Origin of the sequence: Dactylosporangium sp. NPDC049525, assembly GCF_040676755.1 — a bacterium.
In the GTDB taxonomy this organism is placed as follows: domain Bacteria; phylum Actinomycetota; class Actinomycetes; order Mycobacteriales; family Micromonosporaceae; genus Dactylosporangium.
The window spans coordinates 247,485-268,948 of the sequence record NZ_JBFAPO010000008.1 but is presented as its reverse complement, the minus strand read 5'-3'; the positions used below and the strand labels follow the sequence as shown (position 1 = coordinate 268,948).

The window sequence follows — 21,464 nt, the reverse complement described above, 5'->3', positions numbered from 1 at the left end:
GTTCGCGCACCACCTGCTGACCGTGCTCGGCCGCCCGTCCGGCTGGCAGATCGGCGTCGGCCCGCCGGCCCGGTTCGGCGTCGCGGCCTCGGCGGCGACGGACCAGTCGTTCGGCGCGCCGACGTCGACGATCTTCATGTCCACCGACACCAGCGTCACCTGGTCGAACCCCAGCAGCCGCAGCCGTTGCAGCGCCTGACCGCACTTCAGCCCGCGCAGTTCGGGAAAGACGGTCCTGTCCGCCGTCGCCGCCGGGCTCTTCGCGGCCGCGTCCAGGCCCGTCGCGGCCTCCGACGCCGTCGCCGCCGGGCGGTCCCCGGCCGCCGGGCCGTCCAGTCCCGCCACGGCCTGGATGAGCAGCCAGACGCTGAGGCCACCCGCGCCGAGACACGCCGCACCCGCCGTGAACCGGCCCAGCCGGCCGAATCTGCGGGGCGCGCGGTGCCGCCGTACCTCGTACGCCACCGCTGCCCGACGACCGTCGTCCACCGGCAATCCCCTCCCACGCGATGCTTCGCCGCCAATCTCGCAGCTGCGGCGGGCGATTCGACGCGGGTGCGCGAATACCACCCGGGGCCGTCCGGGAGGATCACCACCGGGGGTGAGTCGTCGCCGCCGGCACGCGGCATGAACCGGTGAACCGCGGGTAGGCGGGTGAGCATGGCCGATCCGACCTGCGTGATCATTGGAGGTGGCCCGGCAGGTATGACGCTCGGGCTGCTGCTCGCCCGCGCCGGGGTACAGGTGAGCGTGCTGGAGCGCCACGGTGACTTCCTGCGCGACTTCCGCGGCGACACCGTCCACCCGTCCACCCAACGGCTGATCGACGAGCTGGGTCTCGGTCGCCGGTTCGCCGAACTGCCACACTCCCGGCTGCACCAGGTCGACTGGCCCGTCGGCGGCGACCAGACCGTCGTCCTGGCGGACTTCCACCGGCTGCGGGAGCCGCACCCGTACATCACGATGGTGCCGCAATGGGACCTGCTCAACCTCCTCGCCGAGGAGGCGCGGCAGGAACCGTCCTTCACCCTCCGGATGGACACCGAGGTGACCGGCTTCATCCATGAGGCGGGCCGGGTGCAGGGGGTGCGCTACCGCACGCAGGACGGCACGACCGGCGAGCTGCGGGCGACCCTGACCGTGGCCTGCGACGGCCGCTGGTCCATCGCCCACACCGACGAGCGCATGCGCCCCCGGGAGTTCCCCGTCCCGATGGACGCCTGGTGGTTCCGGCTGCCCCGCACACCCTGGGACGCCGCCGCGCTGACCCCGCACGCCGCACCCGGCCGGATCGCGGTCGTCATCCCGCGGGCCGGCTACCTGCAGATCGCGTACCTCGCCGCGAAAGGCACCGACGCCCGGCTGCGCGCGGCCGGGATCGAACAGTTCCGGCAGGACGTGGCCGCGATCATGCCCGAGCTGGCGGACCGCGTCGACGCGCTGGCGTCGATGGACGACGTCAAGCATCTCGACGTGCGACTCAACCGGCTCCGCCGCTGGCACACCGACGGCTTGCTGTGCATCGGCGACGCGGCACACGCGATGTCGCCGGTCGGTGGCGTCGGCATCAACCTCGCCGTGCAGGACGCCGTCGCCGCCGCGACCCTGCTCGCCGCCCCGCTGCGCCGCGGCACCGTGACCCCGGCGGACCTGGCGACGGTCCGCGCCCGCCGGCTCCTGCCGACCATCGCGGTGCAGACCCTGCAGCGGCTCATGCACCGGGCACTGATCACGCCGACGCTCGCCGGGCGGCGCGCCGGCCCACCCAAGCTGGTCCTGGCGCTGCTCCGACGCTTCCCGCGGCTGTCCTTCGCACCCGCGTACCTCATCGGCGTCGGCCTGCGCTCCGAACACGCGCCGCCGTTCGCCCGCCGCGGCTCCCGGGGATTAGCGGGTGCCGGGACGGGAAGAACACCGTGATGCCACGGACGTGACGACGCCAAGGAGCTGATGATGAGGGCAAAGGTCGGCGACCGGATCATCGAGGAAGGCACCCACGTCGGGGACCACCGCCGGGTCGGCGTGGTAACCGCCCTGCGGCACGACGACGGCACGCCACCGTACGAGGTGCACTGGCTGGACACCGGGCACGACGCGCTGGTCTTCCCCGGCGCGGACGCCCGCGTCGAGGCCGCCAGCAACGCTCAGCGCGGCTGAGCGAGCCCGCCAGGGGCGGCGCCCGGCCGCGCCAGCCAGCGCAGGGCGTCCGGTAGCAGGACGCCGCCGTGGTTGGGGCTGTGGCCGCCGTCGCCGAGGACGAGGCGGAAGTCATAGCCGCCTTCGGCCAGTGCGGCTGCCACGCGCAGGTTGCCGGCGAGCCAGTTGCGCTCGGGCTCGTTCCAGTGCAGGTCGCGATGGCCCGCCTGCATGAAGATGCGCAGTGGCTTGCGGGGGCTGCTGGGAATCAGCTCGGGGTACGGGTTACCGCCCGGCATCTGCGTGAAGCTGGACAGGAAGCAGATGACCTGGCGGAACCTGTCCGGGCGCAGCCACGCGGCCGTGAAGGCGCAGTTGCCGCCGCTGCTGCCGCCGCAGATTCCCCACCGGCCGGGGTCCTCGGTGATCGAGTAGCGCCTGCTGACCTGAGGAATGATCTCGGTCAGCAGGAAGGTGACGTAGCGATCGTCGAACGCGTCATACTCCGCGTTGCGGTGCTTCGGATCCTCGGCACCCTGCAGGACGCCGGGGTCGACGAACACGCCGATGGTGACCGGAATGTCGCCGTGGTGGACCAGGTTGTCGAGCACACTCCCGGCTGCGGAAACGAGTCCGGGCCGTGGGCGTAGCGAACGGCCGACTGGTCGACCGGAAGCGGTCGGTAGGGCACCTCGGCGGTCACGCCAGCACACTAAAGCAGGTCGCGGAAAATCATTTGACGGCCGCGATACGTTGATCCTCCGTACCTTCGGGCGGCCGTACGCCGGCGCGCATCGGGAGTTTCGAGGGGGCCATGGCCCCTTTACGAGACTCAGGAGTCACGATGCGCCGGGCACCCGCCCTCTCCTTCCTCCTCGTCACCGTCTTCATCGACATGCTCGGCCTCGGCCTGATCGTGCCGATCGTCCCCGCCCTGCTCACCGACATCACCGGGCAGGCCGCCGACGGCGCCCGCTGGTCCGGGCTGATCGGCTCCAGCTACGGCCTGCTGCAGTTCCTCGCCTCCCCCCTGCTCGGGCGCCTGTCCGACCGGTACGGGCGGCGCCCCGTCCTGCTCGCCTCCCTGACCTGCCTCGGCATCGACTACCTGGCCCACGCGATGTCGCCAACGGTGTGGCTGCTGGTGCTGTTCCACGCGGTCGCCGGCGCCTGCGCGGGCACGAACACCGTCGTCAACGCCTACGTCGCCGACGTCACCGAACCGGACCGGCGGGCCCGCGCGTTCGGGCTCATCGGCGCCGCGTTCGGGCTCGGCTTCGTCGCCGGCCCCACCCTCGGCGGGCTGCTCGGCGCGGTCGACCTGCGGCTGCCGTTCTACGCCGCGGCCGGGCTCGCCTTCGCCAACGTCGCGTACGGCTGGCTCATCCTGCCCGAGTCCCGCCCCGGCGACCGGCGCACGCCGCTGAGCCTGCGGGTCGCGAACCCGGCCGGCGCTCTCGCCGCGGTGCTGCGCCGGCCGGTGCTCGCCCGGCTCGCGTGGGCCCGGCTCTGCGCCGACGTCGCCCGCATGACCGGCCAGGTCACCTGGACGTTCTTCGTCACCGCCCAGTTCGCGTGGGGCACCGCGCAGATCGGCGCCACCATGGCCGCGGGCGCGCTCGCCGGCGCCGCGTTCCAGGCCCGGCTCACCGGCCCGCTCGTGCGGCGGCTCGGTGACAAACGAGCCGCCGTGCTCGGAGGCGCCGTCGGCGTGGTGGCGCTCACCGGTACCGCCGCCGCAGCCGCACCATGGGTGATCTACGTGGTGCAGGCCATCGGCGTGCTCGGCTCCGTCGGCGCGGCGGCAGCGCAGTCGTGGCTGTCCCGCGCCACCGGCCCCGACGAGCAGGGCACCGTCCAGGGCGCGGTGACCGGCATCGGTGCGCTGGCGGAGACGGTGGTGCCGGCCGTGGCGGGCGTGGCGTTCGCGTGGTCGCTGACCTGCGACCTGCCGGGCCTGGTGTTCCTCGGTGCTGCCGCCTTCGCCGCCGCGTCGGTACTGCTGCTGGCCGCGACGCCCGCAACCGGCTGACGGGCGAGACGGGCGGGTCACCGCAGCGGCCCGCCCGTCGCGCACCGCTCACTCCGCCTTGGGCACCTGGTCCTTGATGTCGTCGTAGCCGGCGGCAGTGGGCGCCTCGGCCGGCGCGTAGATCACGCGGATCACGCCGGTCGGGAACGCCTCCGTCGCCGTCACCTTCAGGTGGTAGGGCGCGGCACCGTCGTCGAACAGCCGGCGGCCCTTGCGCGCCGCCACCGGGTGCACCAGCAGGCGCAGCTCGTCGACGAGCCCCGCGGCGAGCAGCTGCTGCACCACGGAGATCGAGCCGGGGATGAGGATGCCCTTGATGCCGGCGTCGGCCTTGAGCGCGGTGACGGCGTCGACGAGGTCGCCCTGGATCAGCTCGGAGTTGCGCCAGGTGAACTCGAGCGGCTGGCGCGAGACGACCACCTTGCGCACGTCGCCGAGCTGCTTGGCGAACGGTGCGTCCTCGCCGCCGGCCGCCTCCCGGTCGGGCCACGCGCCGGCGAAGCTGTCGTAGGTCGCGCGGCCGATGAGCAGCACGTCGGAGGTGTCGTAGTCCTCGGTGACGGCACGCCCCATGTTCTCGTCGAAGTACGGGAAGTGCCAGTCGGGGTCGATCTCGGCCACACCGTCGGCCGAGATGAACAGTGTGGAGATGACCTTTGCCATCGGAATGATCCTTTCGCGTCGGCTGGTGCCTGACCCCAGCAATCAAACCCCATCGGCGGGCGACGGATACGGTGGACGCCATGCGTCAGGTGGCCGACGGGGTGTTCGAGATCAGCATCGCGTTCGTGCACGCGCACCTGGTCGTGGTCGACGACGGGGTCGTGCTCGTCGACACCGGGCTGCCCCGGCGGTCGGCGAAGATCGACCAGGCGTTGCACGAGGCCCGCCGGGCCGTCGGCGACGTGCGGGCGATCCTGCTCACCCACTGGCACGCCGACCACACCGGCGGCGCCGCCGACCTGGCCCGCAGGTCCGGCGCGCGGACGGTCGCGCACGCGATCGACGTGCCGGTCATCACCGGCGCGGCGCCGCTGCCGCTGACCGCGCTGCAGAAGGTCAGCAAGCTGTTCACCGGCACGCCGGAGCCCGTCGCGGTCGACGAGGTGATCAGCGCCGACGGGCCGCTGGCGCTGCCCGGCTTCACGGCCGTGCACACGCCGGGCCACACCCCCGGTCACGTGTCGTATCTGCTGGACCGCGACGGCGGGGTGCTGTTCGCCGGTGACGCGGCCGGCGGTGGGGGCACGAAGGTCCGCCGGACGCCGCGGCTGATGACCGCCGACGCCGCCGCGGCGGACGCCGGCGTGGCCCGCCTGGCGCAACTGCGCTTCGAGGTGGCGGTCTTCGGCCACGGCGCCGCGGTGACCGCGGCGGCCGCGGACCGGTTCCGGGAGCTGGCGGCCCGGTGAACGCGAAGGCCCCGACGGAGTCCTGCGGCGACAGGACTCCGTCGGGCGTTCGGTGTGTGCCGACCCGTCAACACTGGCTCAGGCAGGCGCGGAAGGCATCAGTGAAAACACTGAAAGACCGTCATGAGCGCGGCGGCACGGCCAGGGCCGCCCCCCCGGCTGGACCGTGCGGGCCCGCCTGCCGCTACAGCGCTGACTCCCGGTCCCCGGCGACGGCGGCGTACTCCTCGTCGGTGACCTTCTCCAACCAGTCGATGCTCCGCCCGTCGTGGACGCCGGTGAGCGCGATGTGCGTCATCGCGGTGGTCGGCGAGGCGCCGTGCCAGTGCTTGACGCCGGGCGGGCACCAGATCACGTCGCCGGCCCGGAACTCCTCGACCGGCCCGCCCCACTGCTGGGTGCGGCCGACGCCGTCGGTCACGATGAGGCGCTGCCCGCCGGGATGGATGTGCCACGCGGAACGGGCACCCGGCTGGAACGTGACGTAGGCGCCGCCGTACGCCGCGGCCTCCTCCTCCGCGAACAACGGTTGCACGCGCACGTCACCGGTGAAGTACTCCGCCGGCCCCGGGTAGGGAGCCTGCGAGCCGCTGCGGGTGATCATGTGGAGCTCCTTCGGTCAGGGGCGGATGAGGACCTTCAGCGCCTGCCGGTCGGCCATCGCGCGGTAGCCGGCCGGCACGTCCTCGAACCCGATCGTGTGGTCGAAGACGCGGCCCGGTTCGATGTTGCCCTCCAGGACGTCGGGCAGCAGCTCCTCGATGTACGCGCGGGCCGGCGCCACGCCACCGGTCACGGCGATGTTGCGCTGGAAGGTGTCGAACCCCAGCGGCACGTGGGTGTACTGCGCGGCGCCGACCCGGCCGACCGTGCCGCCGTCGCGCACGATGCCGACGGCCAGGTCGATGGCCTGCTGGGTGCCGACGCACTCCAGCACGGCGTGGGTGCCGTCGCCGCCGGTCAGCTCCCGGATCGCGGCGACGGCGTCCTCGCCGCGTTCGGCGACGATGTCGGTGGCGCCGAACTCGCGGCCGAGGTCGGTGCGGTCCTTGTGCCGGCCGTTGAGGATGATGCGTTCGGCGCCGAGCCGCCTGGCTGCCAGGACGGCGCACAGGCCGACCGCGCCGTCGCCGATCACGGTCACGGTCGTGTGCGGGTTCACCCCGGCGGAGACGGCGGCGTGGTGGCCGGTGCAGCACACGTCGGACAGCGCCAGCAGCGACGGCAGCAGCTCCGAGTCCACCGCCACGGGCAGCTTGACCAGGGTGCCCTGCGCCTGCGGGACCCGCACGGCCTCACCCTGCCCGCCGTCCACGTCGTCGTCGCCCCAGCCGCCGCCGTGCCGGCAGGACGTCTGCAGCCCTTCCCGGCAGAAGTCGCAGGTGTTGTCCGCCCACACGAACGGGGCGACCACGAGGTCCCCGGCCCGGAACCCGGACACCGCGGCGCCGGCCTCCTCGATCACGCCGAGGAACTCGTGCCCCATCCGCCGACCCTGCTCCGTGGGCGGCATCGACCGATACGGCCACAGGTCGCTGCCGCAGATGCACGAGGCGACCACGCGCACGATCGCGTCGGTCGGTTGCCGCAGCACGGGGTCGGGGACGGTCTCCACGCGCACGTCGCCGGCGCCGTACATGATGGTGGCTCGCATCGTCTCTCCTTCGTGGCGTCATTTCCGACGCTACGACCGTGTGGACGGCGCCGGGAGCTTCTGCTATTACCTGGAACAGCAGTGACTCCCTCATCCGCACGGAGTGAGATTGCCTGACACGCACGGTCAGTCGCGGCTGGTCTCCAGCTTCGCCTTGTCGAGGGTCTCCAGGACATGGGTCCACGGCTCGGCCTCGGGCCACGCGTAGTCCTCGACGACGAGCAGCAGCAGGTCGAAGCGCTGGGTCCACTCGGCGTAGCCCAGCGGCCCCATGTCCGCCAGCGGCGACTGCGGGTGCACGTACACGCTGGTGCTCGGCACCCGCAGGTACTCCACGACGAGCGGCAGCAGCGCGTCGTCGCCGGCCGGCATCGGCACCGCCGCGCCGTCGGCGGTCGCCGAGGTCAGCTCCAGCACGCCGTGGTGCTCGGTGCGGGCCCGGTGCGCGAAGCGCAGCTCGAACCGCTCCGGCCGGTCCACCCCCATCCACCGTGACCTGAGCCGGACGGTGGCCGTCTCGGCGTCGAGGTCGAGCTCGACGGAGCCCGACCCGCTGCCGGTGGCGAGGAAACTGTCGAAACGCTGCACCGGGCCGACTGTAGCGCCTGCCCGTCAGCCGTCCGCGAGTTTCGCCACGGCCACGGCGAAGGACACCTGGCGTTCGAAGTGGTCGCCGAAGCCCTGCGGGATGCCCAGCTGGAACTTCGTGTCGCCGACGGTGAGGTGGAAGATGTTGCCGGAGCAGAGCGTCGAGTCGACGGTCCTGAGGTCGTAGCTCAGCACCTGCGGCGCGGGCGCCACGAACAGCAGCCGCCGTGACGTCACGGCGAGGACGCTGTTGATGGTGCCGTTCATCCACTTGACCCCGCCGCTGCAGATGTGCCGGACCTCCTCCGTCGCCGGGAGGTGGTCCCGCAGCATCGACAGCGCCGCCAGGCAGGGGCCGGTCAGCTCCTGCTGCACGTTCGGCGGGCAGGCGGCGATGGCGGTGTCGATGTCCGTGCGCGGCCGCCGCCCGGCCTGCTCCGCCGGCGGCGCGGCGGCCATCGGCGGCGCCGGGTTCGTCGCCGGCGCCGCGACGTGCGGTGCCAGGTTCGGCGGTGGCGGCGCGGTCCCGGACGGTTGCGCGGGGATCTGATTGCCCTGGTTCGCCGGGTGGCCGCGTGCCGGGCGGCTGTAGTTGATGCCCACGGGATCCTCCTGCCGCGTCGAGGTCACCGCCATCGTGCCGCGTTCCACCCGCGGACCGGCATCGGCTGACGCGGGCCCCCGTCACCTCGATCCGCTCGGCGTCGCCGCCGGTCGGGCGAGCCCGGAAGCGGGACGGCCGGGTGCGGCGGTAGTAGCGGCCGACGGCGAGGGGACCCGATGCGGATCCCCGCGCTACCGGTGGTGCGCGACCGCGGCGTGCGCCCCGGCGGTGGCCGGGTCGGTGTGGATCGTGGCGGCGGTGAGCCGGGGCACCGCGTGCAGCAGGCGGTGCTCGGCCTCGACGGCGATGGCGTGCGCCTGCACGACGGTCAGGCGGTCCGACACCAGCAGGTCGGTCTCGGCGTGCAGCCGGTGGCCGATCCAGCGCATCCGGAGCGCTCCGACGCCGAGCACGCCCGGGGTGCCGGCCAGCGTCTGCTCCGCCGCGCCGACGAGGCTCGGGTCGACGGCGTCCATGAGCCGGCGGTACACCTCCCTGGCGGCGTCCTTGAGCACGAACCCGATCGCCACCGTGATCAGCAGGCCGACCACCGGGTCGGCCCAGCGCCAGCCGAGCGCCACCCCGCCGGCGCCGGCGACCACCGCCAGGGACGTGAAACCGTCGGTGCGGGCGTGCAGCCCGTCGGCGACGAGCGCGGCCGAGCCGATCCGGCGGCCGACGGCGATGCGATACCGGGCGACGACCTCGTTGCCGGCGAACCCGACGACGCCGGCGGCGGCGACCCACCACAGGTGCGTGACGGCGGCGGGGTGCAGCAGCCGGTGCACGGCCTCGTAGGCGGCGAAACCGGCCGACGCCGCGATGGTCAGCACGATGGCGATCCCGGCGAGGTCCTCCGCACGGCCGTAGCCGTAGGTGTACCGGCGGTTCGCCGCGCGCCGGCCGAGGATGAAGGCCACCCCGAGCGGCACGGCGGTCAGCGCGTCGGCGACGTTGTGCAGCGTGTCGCCGAGCAGCGCCACCGAACCGGAGATCAGCACGATCACGACCTGCACGGCGGCGGTCCCGCCGAGGACCAGCAGCGAGATCCACAGCGCCCGCATGCCGTCCTTCGACGACTCCATCGCCGGGTCCACCTTGTCGGCGGCGTCGTGCGAGTGCGGGGTCAGCACATGACCGAGCCGGTGCCGCAGCGCCCGCCACCGCCCGCCGGCCGGCCCGTGGCCGTGGCCGTGGTCATGGGCGTGATCATGGCCGTGGTCATGGGCGTGCTCGTGGTGGTCACGGTGCACTGGTGCCCCCTCGCTGTTGGCGGTGCGGGAATCCTCCTGGCAGGATATGTGCTCATGTACGCACGCGACAACGCTGCAACTGCCAGCGATGGGCAACTGCCACCGTCCGCCGCACAGGTCGACGCCGCGGTGACCGCGCTGCGGATGCTCGCCGACCCCACCAGGCTGCGGCTGCTGTGGGTGCTGCGCGACGGCGAGCACGACGTCACCACCCTCACCGCCGCCGTGCGGGCGGCACGTCCCGCCGTGTCGCAGCACCTGGGGAAACTGCTGCTCGCCGGGCTGGTCAGCACCCGCCGGGACGGCCGGCGGGTGCTCTACCGGGCCCGCGGCGGGCACGTGCGGAGGCTGGTGACCGAGGTGCTGCACGCCGCCGACCACCACGTGACCGGGGCACCCGAACACGAATAGCGGTCATGCCGTCGCGGATGCGGCGGCCTTGCCGGGATCACCCTCGGTGTCCCGGCCGCGGGCCTGCCGGTGACTCGCATACGCGTAGCCGCCCGCGAGGGCCGCCAGGCCCAGCGCCACGGCGGCCAGTGCCACCGGGGAACGGCCGTCGGCCGGCAGGGTCAGAGCGGCCAGGAACACCCCGGCCACGTAGGCGAGGTTGAAGGTGGTGTCGCCGACGCTGAAGACCCTGCCGCGGTATTCGTCGGCGCACTCCTTCTGGATGAGCGTGTCCACCACGATCTTGATGCTCTGCGCGGCGACGTTGAGCACGAACACCACCACCAGCAGCAGCGGCGCGAGGAACGGCAGCCCGAAGCCGACGAGGACGACGGCGGCCGCCACGAGCACCACCGAGACCCACTGCCACCGGCCGATCCGGCGGGTGCACCACGGGGTCAGCGCCGCGCCGGCGAACACGCCCACCGCGCCCGTGACGAAGACCCCGGTCAGCGCGGTCAGCGAGCCGTCCACGTCGCCGTCGCCGGTGAAGTAGTTGCGGTACAGCAGCAGCAGGGCGAGCGTGAGGACGCCGAACAGCACCCGGAACGCGGTCTGCGCCGCCAGGGCGTACGCCGCGGCCCGCCGCGCGGCGAGGTGGCCGAAACCCCTGACCATGCCGCGGCCGACCACGACGATCGAGGCCCAGACGCCGGTGCTGGGCCGCGCCCGCGCATCCGGACCCAGCTGGTGCGCCCCGAACGCCCGGTGCCCCACCACGGCGCCGACGACATAGCCGACCGGTGCGAGCGCGGCGACGATGGCGTAGCCGTGGTAGCCGGCGGACACCACGGTCTGCACCAGCACCAGCGCGCAGCCCAGACCCGCGGAGAACGCGATCGACCCCAGCGTCGCGGACACCGCGTTCGCGGTGACCAGCCGGTCGTCGTCGACCACGTGCGGCGTCGCCGCGGACACCGCCGACAGGAAGAACCGCTTGAGCCCGATCACCACCAGCGCGGCCACCAGGAACAACCCGCCCTGCTCGGCGACGCCGGTCAGGAGGGCCGCGGGGATCACCAGCACCGCCCGCGCCACCGACGAGGCGACGAGCACCGAGCGGCGGCTCCACCGGTCCAGCAGCACGCCGACATACGGTCCGAGCAGCGAGTACGGCAGCAGCAGCACCGCCGTGCCCACCGCGACCGCGAACGCGCCGGCCTGCCGTTCCGGGTTGAACAGCACGCTGCCGGCCAGCGCCGCCTGGAAGATGCCGTCGCCGAACTGGCTGCACGCCCGCACCGTCAGCAGTTGCCGGAACCCGCGCACGGACAGCGCCGCTCGCAGCGGATGCGCGTCAGCCATGATGACCACCAGCCCCTATCCGGACGGTACCTGCGGCGCCGGCACCGTGGAGCCGGTCCCACCGACCGAGCAAGCGGCGCGGACCGGACCGGTCCGCGCCGCTGATGCAGGTCGTGAGGTGATCGAGATCTTTACACCCTGCGACGGCCGTAGAAGCCCGCGACGCCCCACACGCCGACCGCGGCCAGCACCACCTGGATGGCGATCTCGATCCAGTCCACGCCGTCGGTGTCGGCCCAGCCGGCCCCGCGGGCGACGGCGGTGCCGATCAGCGCGGCGACGATGCCGATGACGATCGTCAGCCAGATCGGGATGTTCTGCTTGCCGGGCACGACCAGACGCCCGAGGGCACCGATGATCAAGCCAACGACGATCGCGGAGATGATGCCACCGACAGTCATCTGAAGCCTCCAGGTTCCGGGGTTGTGCTGCATCGAGCTACTTCCCAGCCCGCCGACATCGCAAACTGCCGCCCCCCGCCACCCGCCGCCGCGGCGCTAGGCTGCGCCGGTGACCGATCTTCATCCCGTCCCCCAGCCACGCACGACGCTCACCCACGCCAACTGTGTGGTCTCGACGCCGCTCGGGTACCGACCGCTGCACCTCGACCTGCACGTGCCGCCGGGCGACGGCCCGTTCCCGGTCGTGCTGTGGATCCACGGCGGCGGCTGGATGACCGGCAGCCGGGTGTGGACCGTGGATCAGCAGTTCCACGAGCGCATGATCGCCCGCGGTTACGCCGTCGCCGACGTCGACTACCGGCTGGCGCTGGAGGCCACCTACCCCGCGCAGCAGGCGGACATCGACGCGGCCGTCCAATGGCTGCGCCACCACGCCGCGGCGCTACGGATCGACCCGGGCCGCTTCGCCGTGCTGGGTGAGTCGGCCGGCGGCCAGCTCGCGGCGATCGCCGCGCTCACCGGGACCGCCATTCAGGCCGCCATCCTCTGGTACGGCCCACCGGACCTGTCGAACCTGCGGGCCCAGGACGACCCGTTCGAGTATCCGGCGGTCCTGCTCGGCGGCCCACTGGCCGAGCGCGCGGCCTTCGCGCGGCTCGCCAGCCCCCTGCACAACATCCACCCGGACGCGCCCCCGTTCCTGCTCGTGCACGGCACCGAGGACGAGACGGTGCCGTTCGCGGACGCCGTCGGCTTCGCCGAGGCGCTGCGCGCCCAGGGCGTGCGGTGTGACCTGCTGCCCGTCGAAGGCGCCGGGCACGTCTTCGTCGGCGCCTCCGTCGAGGTCGGCACCCTCACCGAGGCCGGCGCGGACTTCCTCGACGACGTCTTCGACCGGTCCCGCCTCCCAGCCGGGACGTGACCCAGGGCTCTGCCACGCGGGGCCGCGGCGCTGTATCGTGGTCGGTGATCACGTCGTCGTCGATGGCTCGCGTGCGCCGAGAAGCACGTCACAGATGACCTTCGAATGCTGGAGCGTCTCCGCTCCTGTGCGGTGAGTCCCGCGATCCGGGTCCGGACCCCTGGGGAGATCCGGTCGGCCCGGCGGCCCAGGCGGCACCGCTGCTGGGGACATCTCGTCGCGGCACCCCTCTGGCCAATGTACGGCGCCAACCTCGGCACGCTGCTGCGCACCTGTGACGCCGTCGGCGCGTGCCTCGCGGTGCCGCGGTTCGGGTGGGTGAACGAGGCCCTCGCCCGTGGCAACACGCTGCGGCAGCCCGCCTGCGTGCACCGCGTCGGCAGCCCGCTGCGGTGGCTCGACGACGAGCGCCGCGCGGGGTCGGACATCCTCGGGGTGGAGCTGGCCGACGAGGCCGTCCGGCTCGCCGACCTGCCCGCCGCCCGGCGCCGGACCGTCATGGTGCTCGGCCACGAGGCCACCGGCATCCCACCGGAGGCGCTCGACCTGCTCGACGGCGCCGTGGAGATTCCGATGATCGGCACCGGTCACAGCCTCAACGTCGCCGTGGCGGGCTCGCTGGTGCTGTACAAGCTTGCCGGGCTCATGTAAACCCAGTGGCTCAGTAACGCCAGTGGCTCAGGTGAAGCGAGTCAGGTGTGGAGCCGGTCAGGCGTGGTGCAGCTTGCCGAAGCGGCTGCGGTGGAAGACCAGCGGTGAAGGGTCGGGCAGCTGGGAGCGGCCGGCCGCGCTGAGGCGCAGCAGGACGATGGTGTGGTCGCCGGCGGGGACCTCGTTGTAGATCGTGGTGTCGAAGTGGGCGAGGCCGTCGTCGAGGGTGACGGCGCCCTCGGCCGTGACGATGAGGGGAAGCCCGTCGAAGCGGTGCTCGACCGCGCCGGCGAGCTGGCGGGCCACGGTCGAGTGGTGGTCGGCGAGGATCGTGACGCCCAGGTGCGGCGCGCGGCGCAGGTCCGGCCACGTCTTGGAGGTGTTGGCGATGCAGAACGACACCAGCGGCGGGTCGAGGCTCACCGAGGTGAACGAGCTCGCCGCCAGGCCGACCGGCACGCCGTCGACGAGCGCGGCGACCGCCACCACGCCGCTCGGGAAGATCCCGAACACCTCGCGCAGGCGGTCCGGGTCGAGGTCCTGGTTGGTGCGCAAGGTGGTCACGTCGCCTCCTGGCCGGAAGAGCGGGTCTGCAGGAAGGCCGCAACGGCCGGGCGAGTGGCCGCCAGCCAGTCGGTGTACGCCGCCGGGTCGTCGTGCTGCTTGTCGATGACGAACAGGCCGCGCCCGGGGACGGTGGCGCCGATCTCGGTGAGGACCGGCCGCAGCGTCAGCTCGGCCGCGAGGGCGTGGTGGGGCGCGGCGCCGAGCAGCATCGGCACGGCCAGGCCGCGCAGGCCGGTCCCGCCGGCGAACCGGTCGAGGAACAGCTTCAGCAGGCCGGTGTAGGTGCCCTTGTAGGTGGGGCTGGCGACCACGACAAGGTCGGCCGCGCCGACCGAGGCCACCAGCGACGCGATCGACGGGTCGGCCCAGTCGAGGATCGCGGCGCCGAGGGTGGCGAGGTCGACGGTCAGCGTGGGTTCGACCCCGGTCAGCTCCCGCGCGACGTAGGTGGCGGCGGCGAGGGTACGGCTCGCCGGCTTGGGGTTGCCGACCACGACCGCTACCTGGGCGCTCATGCGGTCCTCCCGGTGGCCGCGCCGAACGGCACCGCCGACACGGGCTGCCGGCCGGGTGCCGGATGATGCCAGCGCCCCCGCGCGGTCAGCTCCGGCAGCACGCCCTCGCCGAACCGGTACGCCTCCTCCAGGTGCGGGTAGCCGGACAGGACGAACTCCGTGATGCCCGCCTCGACGTACTGCTCGATGAGGTCGGCGACCTGCTGGTGGCTGCCCACGAGGGCGGTGCCGGCGCCGCCGCGGACCAGCCCGACCCCGGCCCACAGGTTGGGGTGGATCTCCAGGCCGTCCTTGGTACCGCCGTTGAGCGCGAGCATCCGCCGCTGCCCCTCGGACTCGCTGCGGCGCAGACCGTCCTGGACCTTGCGGATCTGCTCCTCGGAGATCCCGGCGAGGAGCCGGTCGGCCTCCGCCCAGGCCTCCTCCGCGGTGTCCCGGGCGATGGTGTGCACGCGCAGCCCGAAGGCGAGCTCACGCCCCTGCGCGTCGGCGAGGTCGCGGACCCGGCGGACCTTCTCGGCGACCGCGGCCGGCGGCTCGCCCCAGGTGAGGTACACGTCGACGTGCCGGGCGGCGACGTCGAGCGCGGCGGGTGACGAGCCGCCGAAGTAGACCAGCGGCAGCGGATCGGGGATCTGGGCCAGGACCGCGTCGGCGAGCTGGAAGTGTTCCCCGTCGACGGTGACGGGCTTGCCGGACCACAGCGCCTGCACGATCGACAGGAACTCCCCGCACCGCGCGTAGCGGGCGTCCTTGTCGAGGAAGTCGCCGTACATGCGCTGCTCGTGGCTCTCCCCGCCGGTGACGACGTTGAGCAGCAGCCGGCCGCCGGAGAGGTTCTGGAAGGTGCCGGCCATCTGCGCGGCGAGGAACGGCGCGGTGAGGCCGGGTCGGAAGGCGACGAGGAACTTGAGCCGTTCGGAGACCGACGCCAGCATCGCGGTGCTGATCCAGGCGTCCTCGCACCACGCCCCGGTGGGGGTGAGCGCGGCCTCGAAGCCGAGCTGCTCGGCGGAGCGGGCGATCTGGCCGAGGTAGGCGACGGAGGCGGGGCGCCCGGCGGCGCCGGCGGGGGTGCCGTGGCCGCCGCCGACGACCTGCCGGCCGTCGCCGCCGTTGGTGGGCAGGAACCAGTGGAACTTGAGGTCTGTCATCACGCCTGTCCGTGGTTGGGGGGTGGGGTGCCGTCGACGGCCCAGCGACCGAGGTGCTGGACCTTCCATGCTGCCGGGTCGTGCAGGGTGTGGGTGCGGGCGTTGCGCCAGTGCCGGTCGAGGCCGAGCCCGGCGGCGGCGGAGCGGGTGCCGGCGACCTCGAACAGCCGGCTGCCGGCCTCGAGGGCGGCGCGGGCGGTGGCGGCCCGGGCCGCGGCGACGGCGAGGGACGCGGCCGTCGCGGTGGCAGCGGTCAGGTCGGCGTCGGCCCGGTCGACCGCCCGGGCGGCCTCGGCCAGGAGCGCCTCGCCGGCCCGGACGGCGAGCTCGATCTCGCCGAACGCGTGCACCACGAGGGGGTCGTCGGCGGCCCGGTCCACCTGCGCGTCCGGGTAGGGCCGGCTGCGCTCGCGGACGAACCGGGCGGCGTCGGTGACTGCGGCGCGGGCGATGCCTGCGTCGATCGCCGCGTGCAGCACCTGGGCGAAGGCGCCGTAGGTCTGCGGCCCGTCGAAGGTGGTGGCGTACGGGGTGAGCAGGTCGCCGGGCACGTCGACGTCGGTCAGGACGACGGAGCCGCTGGCGGTGGTCCGCTGGCCGAGCCCGTTCCAGTCGTCGATGACCTCGACGCCGTCGGCGTGCCGGTCGACCCAGGCGACGTGCAGCGGCCCGTCCGGCCCCAGGTGAGCGAGCACCGGGATGCGGTGGGCGAGCAGGGCGCCGGTGGCGTAGAACTTGCGGCCGTTGAGCCGCCAGCGTCCCGGCCCGGCGGCGGTCAGGGTGGTCCTGATGTCGCGGACGTGTTTCGTGCCGGCCTCGGACTGGGCGTTGCCGAAGCGGCGGCCGGCGAGCACCTCCGCGAACAGCTGCCGCTGCTGGGCGTCGGTGCCCTGCAGCCGCAGCTGGTTGACGTAGGCGAAGTGGCTGTGCGGGATCTGGCCGATGTTGGGGTCGCCGGTGGACAGCAGCCGGATCACCTCGGTCACGGTCTCGACGGGCAGGCCGGCGCCGCCGTGCCGGGCGGGGACCGTGATGGCCAGGAGCCCGGACGCGCTGAGCTCGTCGAGTTCGGCGTGCGGGAGGGTCCGTTGCGCGTCGCGGGCGGCCGCGCCGGCGGCGAAGCGGGCGGCGAACCCGCCGGCGACCGCGACCGCGTCGGCGGCGCCGAGGACCGGGGTGAGCACCTGGGTCACGAGTCCTCCCCCACGCCCTGCCGCAGCCTCGCGTACGCCGCGCTGGGGCTGGTGCCGTGCAGGAGGTACTGGCCCACGATCCTGTCACGGTAGATCACCGGGTTGTGCGACGCGAGGGTGCGGGCGTTGCGCCAGTGCCGGTCGAGCCGGAACCGGTCGGTGACGGCGGAGGACCCGCCGACCTCGAACAGCGCGGTGGTGAGGTCCAGCACGAGCCGGGCCACGACGCCCTGCGCGCCGAAGACGGCGACGTCGGCCCGGTCCAGCAGGTCCTGCCCGGCCGGCTGCGCCTGGTACACCTCCTCCAGGGCAACCGCGGCGGCGGCGACGGCCGCGGCGGCGACGATCGAGGCGCCGCCGATGCGGCCGACGACCTCCTGCACCTGCGGGTCGGTGCCGGGCGCCGGGTGGGCCGGGTTGTGCAGGTTGCGGGTGCGGCCCGCCACGTAGGCGACGGTGTCGGCGACCGCGGCCCGCCCGATCCCAGCCAGGGTCGCGAGGTGTACCAGCTGAAACACCGCGGTCAGTGACGAGGGGGCCGCCAGGTCGACCACCTCCACGTCCTCTGCGGCGACCTGGACGTCCTCGAAGAGCGTGGTGCCGCTGCCGGTGAGCCGCTGGCCGAAGCCGTCCCAGTCGTCGATCCGGGTCACGCCCGGCGCCGAGGCAGGGACCAGCACGTTCGCGGTCCCGCCGGCCTCGAGGGAGGCCGTGGTCTGGATCCAGTCGGCGAAGAGGCTCCCGGTGGAGTAGAACTTGCGGCCGTCCAGCCGCCAGCCGTCCCCGCCGAGGGACTTGAGCGTGGTCTCCGGCGCGAACCAGGACGTGCTCGCGCGCTCGCTCTGCGCGTTGCCGACGATGACGCCGGCGGCGATGCGGCGCAGCCACCGCTCCCGGACCGCTTCGTCGGGGTGGGCCAGGCGGCCCTCGACGAAGCCGATGTGCCCACGCAGCAGCTGAGGCAGGTTCGAGTCGGCCCGCCCCAGCTCGATGAGCAGCTCGGTGAACTCGGGGATCGTCGCGCCGAGCCCGCCGTATTCGCGCGGGACGCGCAGCTTCGTGAACCCCGCCTCCCGCAGCCACTCGACCTCCTCGGCCGGGAGCCGGCGGTCCGCCTCGCGTTCCACGGCACCTTCGGCGATGCGGGCAAACACAGGGCTGAAGACGTCCGTCATGCCGACCCCAGCCGTGGCACCGCGGTGAGGAGCTGCTGGGTGTAGGGATGCTGCGGCCGTTCGAAGACCTCGGTCGCGGTGCCGTGCTCGACGACCCGGCCGTCCTTCATGACCAGGATCCGGTCGCTCACGTGGTGGATCACCCCGAGGTCGTGGGAGATGAACAGGTAGCTGACGCCCAGGTCGTCCTGCAGGTCGGTGAGCAGGTCGAGGACCTGGGCCTGGATCGAGACGTCCAGCGCGGAGACCGGTTCGTCGCAGACGATGACGGACGGCTCCGGGGCGAGGGCCCGGGCGATGGCGACCCGCTGCCGCTGCCCGCCGGACAGCCGCAGCGGCGAGGAGCTCAGGTGGGACTCGGTGAGGCCGACCTGTTCCAGCAGCCGCACGGCGCGTTCCCGGGCCTCGGCCTTGGAGCTCGGCGGCCGCAGGCCGGTGGTGAGCGCGTCGGTGAGGATCCGGCCGACGGACCAGCGCGGGTCGAAGGAGCTGAGCGGGTCCTGGTAGACGACGCCGACCTGTTTGCGCACCGGCCGGCGCCGGTCCGTGGTCAGCGCCGACCACGGCTCGCCGCGCAGCAGCACCTCCCCCGCGGTCGCCGCCAGGATGGCCAGGGCGATGCGGGCGGTGGTGGTCTTGCCGGACCCGGACTCCCCGACGATGCCGAGGGTCTCACCGCCGAACAGTTCGAAGGAGACGTCGTCGACGACCGTGCGGTCGACCTTGTCGGGGCCGCGGAACACCTTGGTGAGGTGGCGCGCCTCGAGCACCGGCCGGCCCCGGTCCACCTGCCGCCGGACGCGCCGGTCCGACGTGGACGCTGCGGTGACGCTGAGCCGGCTGCCGCGGGTGTGCTCCGACGGGATCGCCGCGAGGAGCATCCGGGTGTACTCGTGCTGCGGGTCGTGCAGGACCTGCGCGGCGGGGCCGTGCTCGACGATGTGGCCGTCGCGCATGACGGCGACCTCGTCGGCGAGCCGGGCCACCACGGACAGGTCGTGGCTGATCAGGATGATCGACGTGCCCCGCGCCTTGGAGGCGGCGAGCAGGTCGAGCACCTGGGCCTGCACGGTGACGTCGAGCGCGGTCGTCGGCTCGTCGGCGATGAGCAGCGGCGGGTCCAGGGCGATCGCGGAGGCGATGAGGGCGCGCTGGCGCAGGCCGCCGGACAGCTCGTACGGCCGTTGCTGGGCGCGGACCTCGGGTTCGGGCACGCCGACGGAGGCGAGCAGCTCGACCGCCTTGGCGGCCCGCTGGGCGCGGTTGCCCCACCCGTGCAGGCGCAGCGGCTCGGCCACCTCGTCGCCGACCCGGCGCAGCTGGTCGAGGGAGACGAGGGCGTCCTGCAGGACGAACCCGATCTGCCGCCCGCGCAGGCCCCGCCAGTCCCGCTCGGACGTGTGCAGCAGGTCGGCGCCGGCGAGGTCGATCCGGTCCGCGGTGACGCGGGCGCCAGGGCCGGTCAGCCCGACGAGGGTGCGGGCGGTGACGCTCTTGCCGGACCCGGATTCGCCGACGATGGCGAGGCACTGCCCGGGCCGGGCGGTGAACGAGATGCCGCTGACGACCTCGGTGCCGCCGAACGACACCCGCAGGTTCTCCACCCGCAGCAGCTCGGTGCCGAGCCGCGGTGCCGGGTGGTCGACGGCTCGATGCTCCACTGTGGTCATCGGGCGGCTCCTCCGAGTCGGTGCTGCAGGGTGCGGCCCAGTGAGGTCACTGAGATCGCCACCAGGACGATGACGACGCCGGGCAGGATCTCCAGCCACCAGGAGGTGGTGATGTGCAGGCGGCCCGCGTCGAGCAGGGCGCCCCATTCGGAGCTGGGCGGTGCGACGCCGAGGCCGAGGAACGACAGCGCGGACGCCCACACGATCGACTGGCCGACGCCGAGGGTCGCGACCGCGACGAGCGGCCGCATGGCGTTCGGGAACAGGTGCCGGCGGATGACCGTGAACCGCCGGTGGCCCAGGGCCGCGGCCGCCTCGATGAACCCGGCCTGCCGCACCGCGAGGACCTGGCCGCGGATCATCCGGGCGTACCCGGGTGCCGACCCGATGCCGACGGCGACGATCGACGTCGCCAGGGACGGGCCGCGCACGGCGATGACCAGCAGGGCGAGCAGCAGCGCCGGGAACGCGAACGCGACCTCCAGGACCCTGGTGATGGCCGCGTCGACGACGCCGCCGGCGAGGGCCGCGGTGAACCCGAGCACGATCGCGATCACGAACGCCAGGGCGGTCGCGCCGAGGCCGATGCCGAGGGACTGGCGGGCGCCGTACACGACCCTGGTGAACAGGTCGCGGCCGGCGTCGTCGGTGCCGAAGAGATGCGCCCATGACGGCGCCTCCAGGGTGGACTTCAGGTCGATCGCGGTGGGGCTGCCGTCGACCAGCAGCCCCGGGGCGACCGCGGCGGTCACCACGAACGCGACGACCAGCAGGGACAGCACCGTCCCGAGGGACGGCAACCGGACCGTGCGCGGCGAGGCAAGAGAAAGGGTGCTCATGCCGCACGCAGCCGCGGGTCGACGATCGCGTAGGCCAGGTCGACGAGCAGGTTCGCCACCACGTAGATGGCGGCGACCAGCAGCACGATCCCGGACACGGTCGGCAGGTCGCGGGTGTTGACCGCGGTGACCAGCACCTGGCCGATCCCGGGCCGGCCGAAGATGTTCTCCGCGATGACGGCGCCGGAGACGAGCGCGCCGAGCGCCCAACCCGACAGGGTGATGGCCGGGAGGATCGCGTGGCGCAGCACGTGCCGCACCCGTACCCCCAGATCCGACATGCCACGGGTGCGGGCGGTGGTCACGAACGGTTGCTGCAGGACCTGTTCGAACTCGTCGCGGGTGACCTGCCCGAGGAACCCCGCGAGCGGGATGGCCAGGGTCAGCACCGGCAGGACCGTGCCCAGGGCGCTGGTGCCCCCGATGATCGGGAACACCCGCAGCTGCACCGCGAAAACCACGAGCAGCACGACCCCGACCCAGTAGTGCGGGAGGCTGGCCGTCAGCGCCTCCCAGGTGGTGCCGAGGCTGGTGAGGAACCTGCCGCGCTTGACGGTCAGCAGCGTGATGCCGAGCGCGAGGGCCCACGCGACCAGCAGCGCCGCGCCGGTCAGGGTCAGGCTCGGCAGCAGCTGCCCGCCGATGACCTCGGTGACCGGCCGTTTCTGCGTGTACGAGGTGCCGAGGTCGCCGTGGAACAGCCCACTGACGTAGTCGAAGTACTGCAGGACGACGGGGTCGTTGAAGCCGAACCGTTCGTTGAGCGGCGCGAGCTCCTCGGCCGTCCACTTCTTGTCCTGCCCGGTCTGCAGGTTCATGAGGGTGTTGGCCCGGTCGCCGGGGACGGCGAGCTGGGCGAAGAAGGTGACGGACGCGGCGGCCACGATCACGACCACCGACGTCACCGCCTTCACTGCGATGCGGCGCAGCTGCTTCATCGTCG

24 protein-coding genes and 1 pseudogene are annotated in these 21,464 nt (G+C 73.4%); 7 read left to right on the top strand and 18 right to left on the bottom strand.

What is annotated here, in order from left to right:
• A partial coding sequence (locus AB0K00_RS15825) for a hypothetical protein (protein ID WP_363521026.1) occupies positions 1-489 on the bottom strand: 489 nt, incomplete at its 3' end.
• Positions 490-660: 171 nt separating this feature from the next.
• On the opposite strand from AB0K00_RS15825, the gene AB0K00_RS15820 reads away from it, so the two are divergent.
• Together AB0K00_RS15820 and AB0K00_RS15815 are read left to right on the top strand one after the other, a co-directional pair.
• The gene (locus tag AB0K00_RS15820; RefSeq protein WP_363521023.1) at positions 661-1,920 is read left to right on the top strand and encodes an FAD-dependent oxidoreductase; all 1,260 of its coding nucleotides are present in this window, start codon (positions 661-663) and stop codon (positions 1,918-1,920) included.
• Positions 1,921-1,953: 33 nt separating this feature from the next.
• Positions 1,954-2,157 (top strand): DUF1918 domain-containing protein, encoded by a 204-nt coding sequence (locus tag AB0K00_RS15815; RefSeq protein ID WP_363521020.1) that lies wholly within the window; start codon positions 1,954-1,956, stop codon positions 2,155-2,157.
• Here AB0K00_RS15815 and AB0K00_RS15810 read toward each other — a convergent pair.
• Positions 2,145-2,839 (bottom strand): annotated as a pseudogene (locus tag AB0K00_RS15810) (alpha/beta hydrolase-fold protein). The gene AB0K00_RS15815 and the pseudogene AB0K00_RS15810 overlap by 13 nt on opposite strands.
• Positions 2,840-2,980: 141 nt before the next feature.
• Between AB0K00_RS15810 and AB0K00_RS15805 the strand changes: the two are divergent.
• Positions 2,981-4,168: an MFS transporter gene (locus tag AB0K00_RS15805; protein WP_363521017.1), complete on the top strand. Its 1,188-nt coding sequence runs from the start codon at positions 2,981-2,983 to the stop codon at positions 4,166-4,168.
• Between the two features lie 48 nt (positions 4,169-4,216).
• Here AB0K00_RS15805 and AB0K00_RS15800 read toward each other — a convergent pair whose 3' ends face one another.
• Positions 4,217-4,831, bottom strand: a complete 615-nt coding sequence (locus AB0K00_RS15800; RefSeq protein ID WP_363521014.1) for a dihydrofolate reductase family protein — start codon at positions 4,829-4,831, stop codon at positions 4,217-4,219.
• Positions 4,832-4,911: 80 nt separating this feature from the next.
• Here AB0K00_RS15800 and AB0K00_RS15795 point away from each other — a divergent pair, with 80 nt between their 5' ends.
• On the top strand, positions 4,912-5,580 hold the full coding sequence (locus AB0K00_RS15795; RefSeq protein WP_363521011.1) for an MBL fold metallo-hydrolase: 669 nt from the start codon (positions 4,912-4,914) through the stop codon (positions 5,578-5,580).
• A 184-nt stretch (positions 5,581-5,764) separates the two neighbouring features.
• Here AB0K00_RS15795 and AB0K00_RS15790 read toward each other — a convergent pair whose 3' ends face one another.
• From AB0K00_RS15790 to AB0K00_RS15770, 5 genes are all read right to left on the bottom strand, one after another.
• Entirely contained in the window at positions 5,765-6,184 is a 420-nt protein-coding gene (locus tag AB0K00_RS15790) for a cupin domain-containing protein (RefSeq protein WP_363521008.1), read from the bottom strand.
• 15 nt (positions 6,185-6,199) lie between these two features.
• Entirely contained in the window at positions 6,200-7,234 is a 1,035-nt protein-coding gene (locus AB0K00_RS15785) for an alcohol dehydrogenase catalytic domain-containing protein (RefSeq protein ID WP_363521006.1), read from the bottom strand.
• Positions 7,235-7,360: 126 nt separating this feature from the next.
• Positions 7,361-7,822 (bottom strand): hypothetical protein, encoded by a 462-nt coding sequence (locus tag AB0K00_RS15780; protein WP_363521003.1) that lies wholly within the window; start codon positions 7,820-7,822, stop codon positions 7,361-7,363.
• Between the two features lie 24 nt (positions 7,823-7,846).
• Complete coding sequence (locus AB0K00_RS15775) at positions 7,847-8,425, bottom strand: hypothetical protein (RefSeq protein ID WP_363521000.1); 579 nt, start codon at positions 8,423-8,425, stop codon at positions 7,847-7,849.
• A gap of 192 nt (positions 8,426-8,617) precedes the next feature.
• Positions 8,618-9,559 carry a cation diffusion facilitator family transporter gene (locus tag AB0K00_RS15770; RefSeq protein WP_363520998.1) on the bottom strand — a complete coding sequence of 314 codons (942 nt, stop codon included), beginning with the start codon at positions 9,557-9,559 and terminating at the stop codon, positions 8,618-8,620.
• Between AB0K00_RS15770 and AB0K00_RS15765 the strand changes: the two genes are divergently transcribed.
• On the top strand, positions 9,560-10,090 hold the full coding sequence (locus AB0K00_RS15765) for a metalloregulator ArsR/SmtB family transcription factor (RefSeq protein WP_363520996.1): 531 nt from the start codon (positions 9,560-9,562) through the stop codon (positions 10,088-10,090). It abuts the gene before it with no gap.
• A gap of 3 nt (positions 10,091-10,093) precedes the next feature.
• Here AB0K00_RS15765 and AB0K00_RS15760 read toward each other — a convergent pair whose 3' ends face one another.
• On the bottom strand, positions 10,094-11,434 hold the full coding sequence (locus tag AB0K00_RS15760) for an MFS transporter (RefSeq protein ID WP_363520993.1): 1,341 nt from the start codon (positions 11,432-11,434) through the stop codon (positions 10,094-10,096).
• A gap of 131 nt (positions 11,435-11,565) precedes the next feature.
• The gene (locus tag AB0K00_RS15755; RefSeq protein ID WP_363520990.1) at positions 11,566-11,835 is read right to left on the bottom strand and encodes a GlsB/YeaQ/YmgE family stress response membrane protein; all 270 of its coding nucleotides are present in this window, start codon (positions 11,833-11,835) and stop codon (positions 11,566-11,568) included.
• A gap of 109 nt (positions 11,836-11,944) precedes the next feature.
• Between AB0K00_RS15755 and AB0K00_RS15750 the strand changes: the two genes are divergently transcribed.
• Both AB0K00_RS15750 and AB0K00_RS15745 read left to right on the top strand, forming a co-directional pair.
• Entirely contained in the window at positions 11,945-12,757 is an 813-nt protein-coding gene (locus AB0K00_RS15750) for an alpha/beta hydrolase (protein WP_363520988.1), read from the top strand.
• 132 nt (positions 12,758-12,889) lie between these two features.
• Entirely contained in the window at positions 12,890-13,408 is a 519-nt protein-coding gene (locus tag AB0K00_RS15745) for a TrmH family RNA methyltransferase (RefSeq protein WP_363520985.1), read from the top strand.
• A gap of 57 nt (positions 13,409-13,465) precedes the next feature.
• Here the strand turns inward: AB0K00_RS15745 and AB0K00_RS15740 are convergent, their stop codons facing one another.
• From AB0K00_RS15740 to AB0K00_RS15705, 8 genes are read right to left on the bottom strand one after another with little or no spacing between them, the layout of a single operon-like run.
• Positions 13,466-13,972: a flavin reductase family protein gene (locus AB0K00_RS15740; protein WP_363520982.1), complete on the bottom strand. Its 507-nt coding sequence runs from the start codon at positions 13,970-13,972 to the stop codon at positions 13,466-13,468.
• Positions 13,969-14,490: an NAD(P)H-dependent oxidoreductase gene (locus AB0K00_RS15735; RefSeq protein ID WP_363520979.1), complete on the bottom strand. Its 522-nt coding sequence runs from the start codon at positions 14,488-14,490 to the stop codon at positions 13,969-13,971. Before AB0K00_RS15735 ends, AB0K00_RS15740 begins: the two co-directional genes overlap by 4 nt.
• Complete coding sequence (locus tag AB0K00_RS15730) at positions 14,487-15,644, bottom strand: LLM class flavin-dependent oxidoreductase (RefSeq protein ID WP_363520976.1); 1,158 nt, start codon at positions 15,642-15,644, stop codon at positions 14,487-14,489. The genes AB0K00_RS15735 and AB0K00_RS15730 overlap by 4 nt, the downstream gene beginning before the upstream one ends.
• Positions 15,644-16,837 (bottom strand): SfnB family sulfur acquisition oxidoreductase, encoded by a 1,194-nt coding sequence (locus AB0K00_RS15725; RefSeq protein ID WP_363520974.1) that lies wholly within the window; start codon positions 16,835-16,837, stop codon positions 15,644-15,646. The genes AB0K00_RS15730 and AB0K00_RS15725 overlap by 1 nt, the downstream gene beginning before the upstream one ends.
• A complete protein-coding gene (locus AB0K00_RS15720; RefSeq protein ID WP_363520971.1) occupies positions 16,834-18,012 on the bottom strand; it encodes an acyl-CoA dehydrogenase family protein in 1,179 nt (392 codons plus the stop codon). Before AB0K00_RS15720 ends, AB0K00_RS15725 begins: the two co-directional genes overlap by 4 nt.
• On the bottom strand, positions 18,009-19,682 hold the full coding sequence (locus AB0K00_RS15715) for an ABC transporter ATP-binding protein (protein ID WP_363520968.1): 1,674 nt from the start codon (positions 19,680-19,682) through the stop codon (positions 18,009-18,011). Before AB0K00_RS15715 ends, AB0K00_RS15720 begins: the two co-directional genes overlap by 4 nt.
• Positions 19,679-20,521: an ABC transporter permease gene (locus AB0K00_RS15710; RefSeq protein ID WP_363520965.1), complete on the bottom strand. Its 843-nt coding sequence runs from the start codon at positions 20,519-20,521 to the stop codon at positions 19,679-19,681. The genes AB0K00_RS15715 and AB0K00_RS15710 overlap by 4 nt, the downstream gene beginning before the upstream one ends.
• On the bottom strand, positions 20,518-21,459 hold the full coding sequence (locus AB0K00_RS15705) for an ABC transporter permease (protein WP_363520964.1): 942 nt from the start codon (positions 21,457-21,459) through the stop codon (positions 20,518-20,520). Before AB0K00_RS15705 ends, AB0K00_RS15710 begins: the two co-directional genes overlap by 4 nt.
• Positions 21,460-21,464 lie beyond the last annotated feature (5 nt).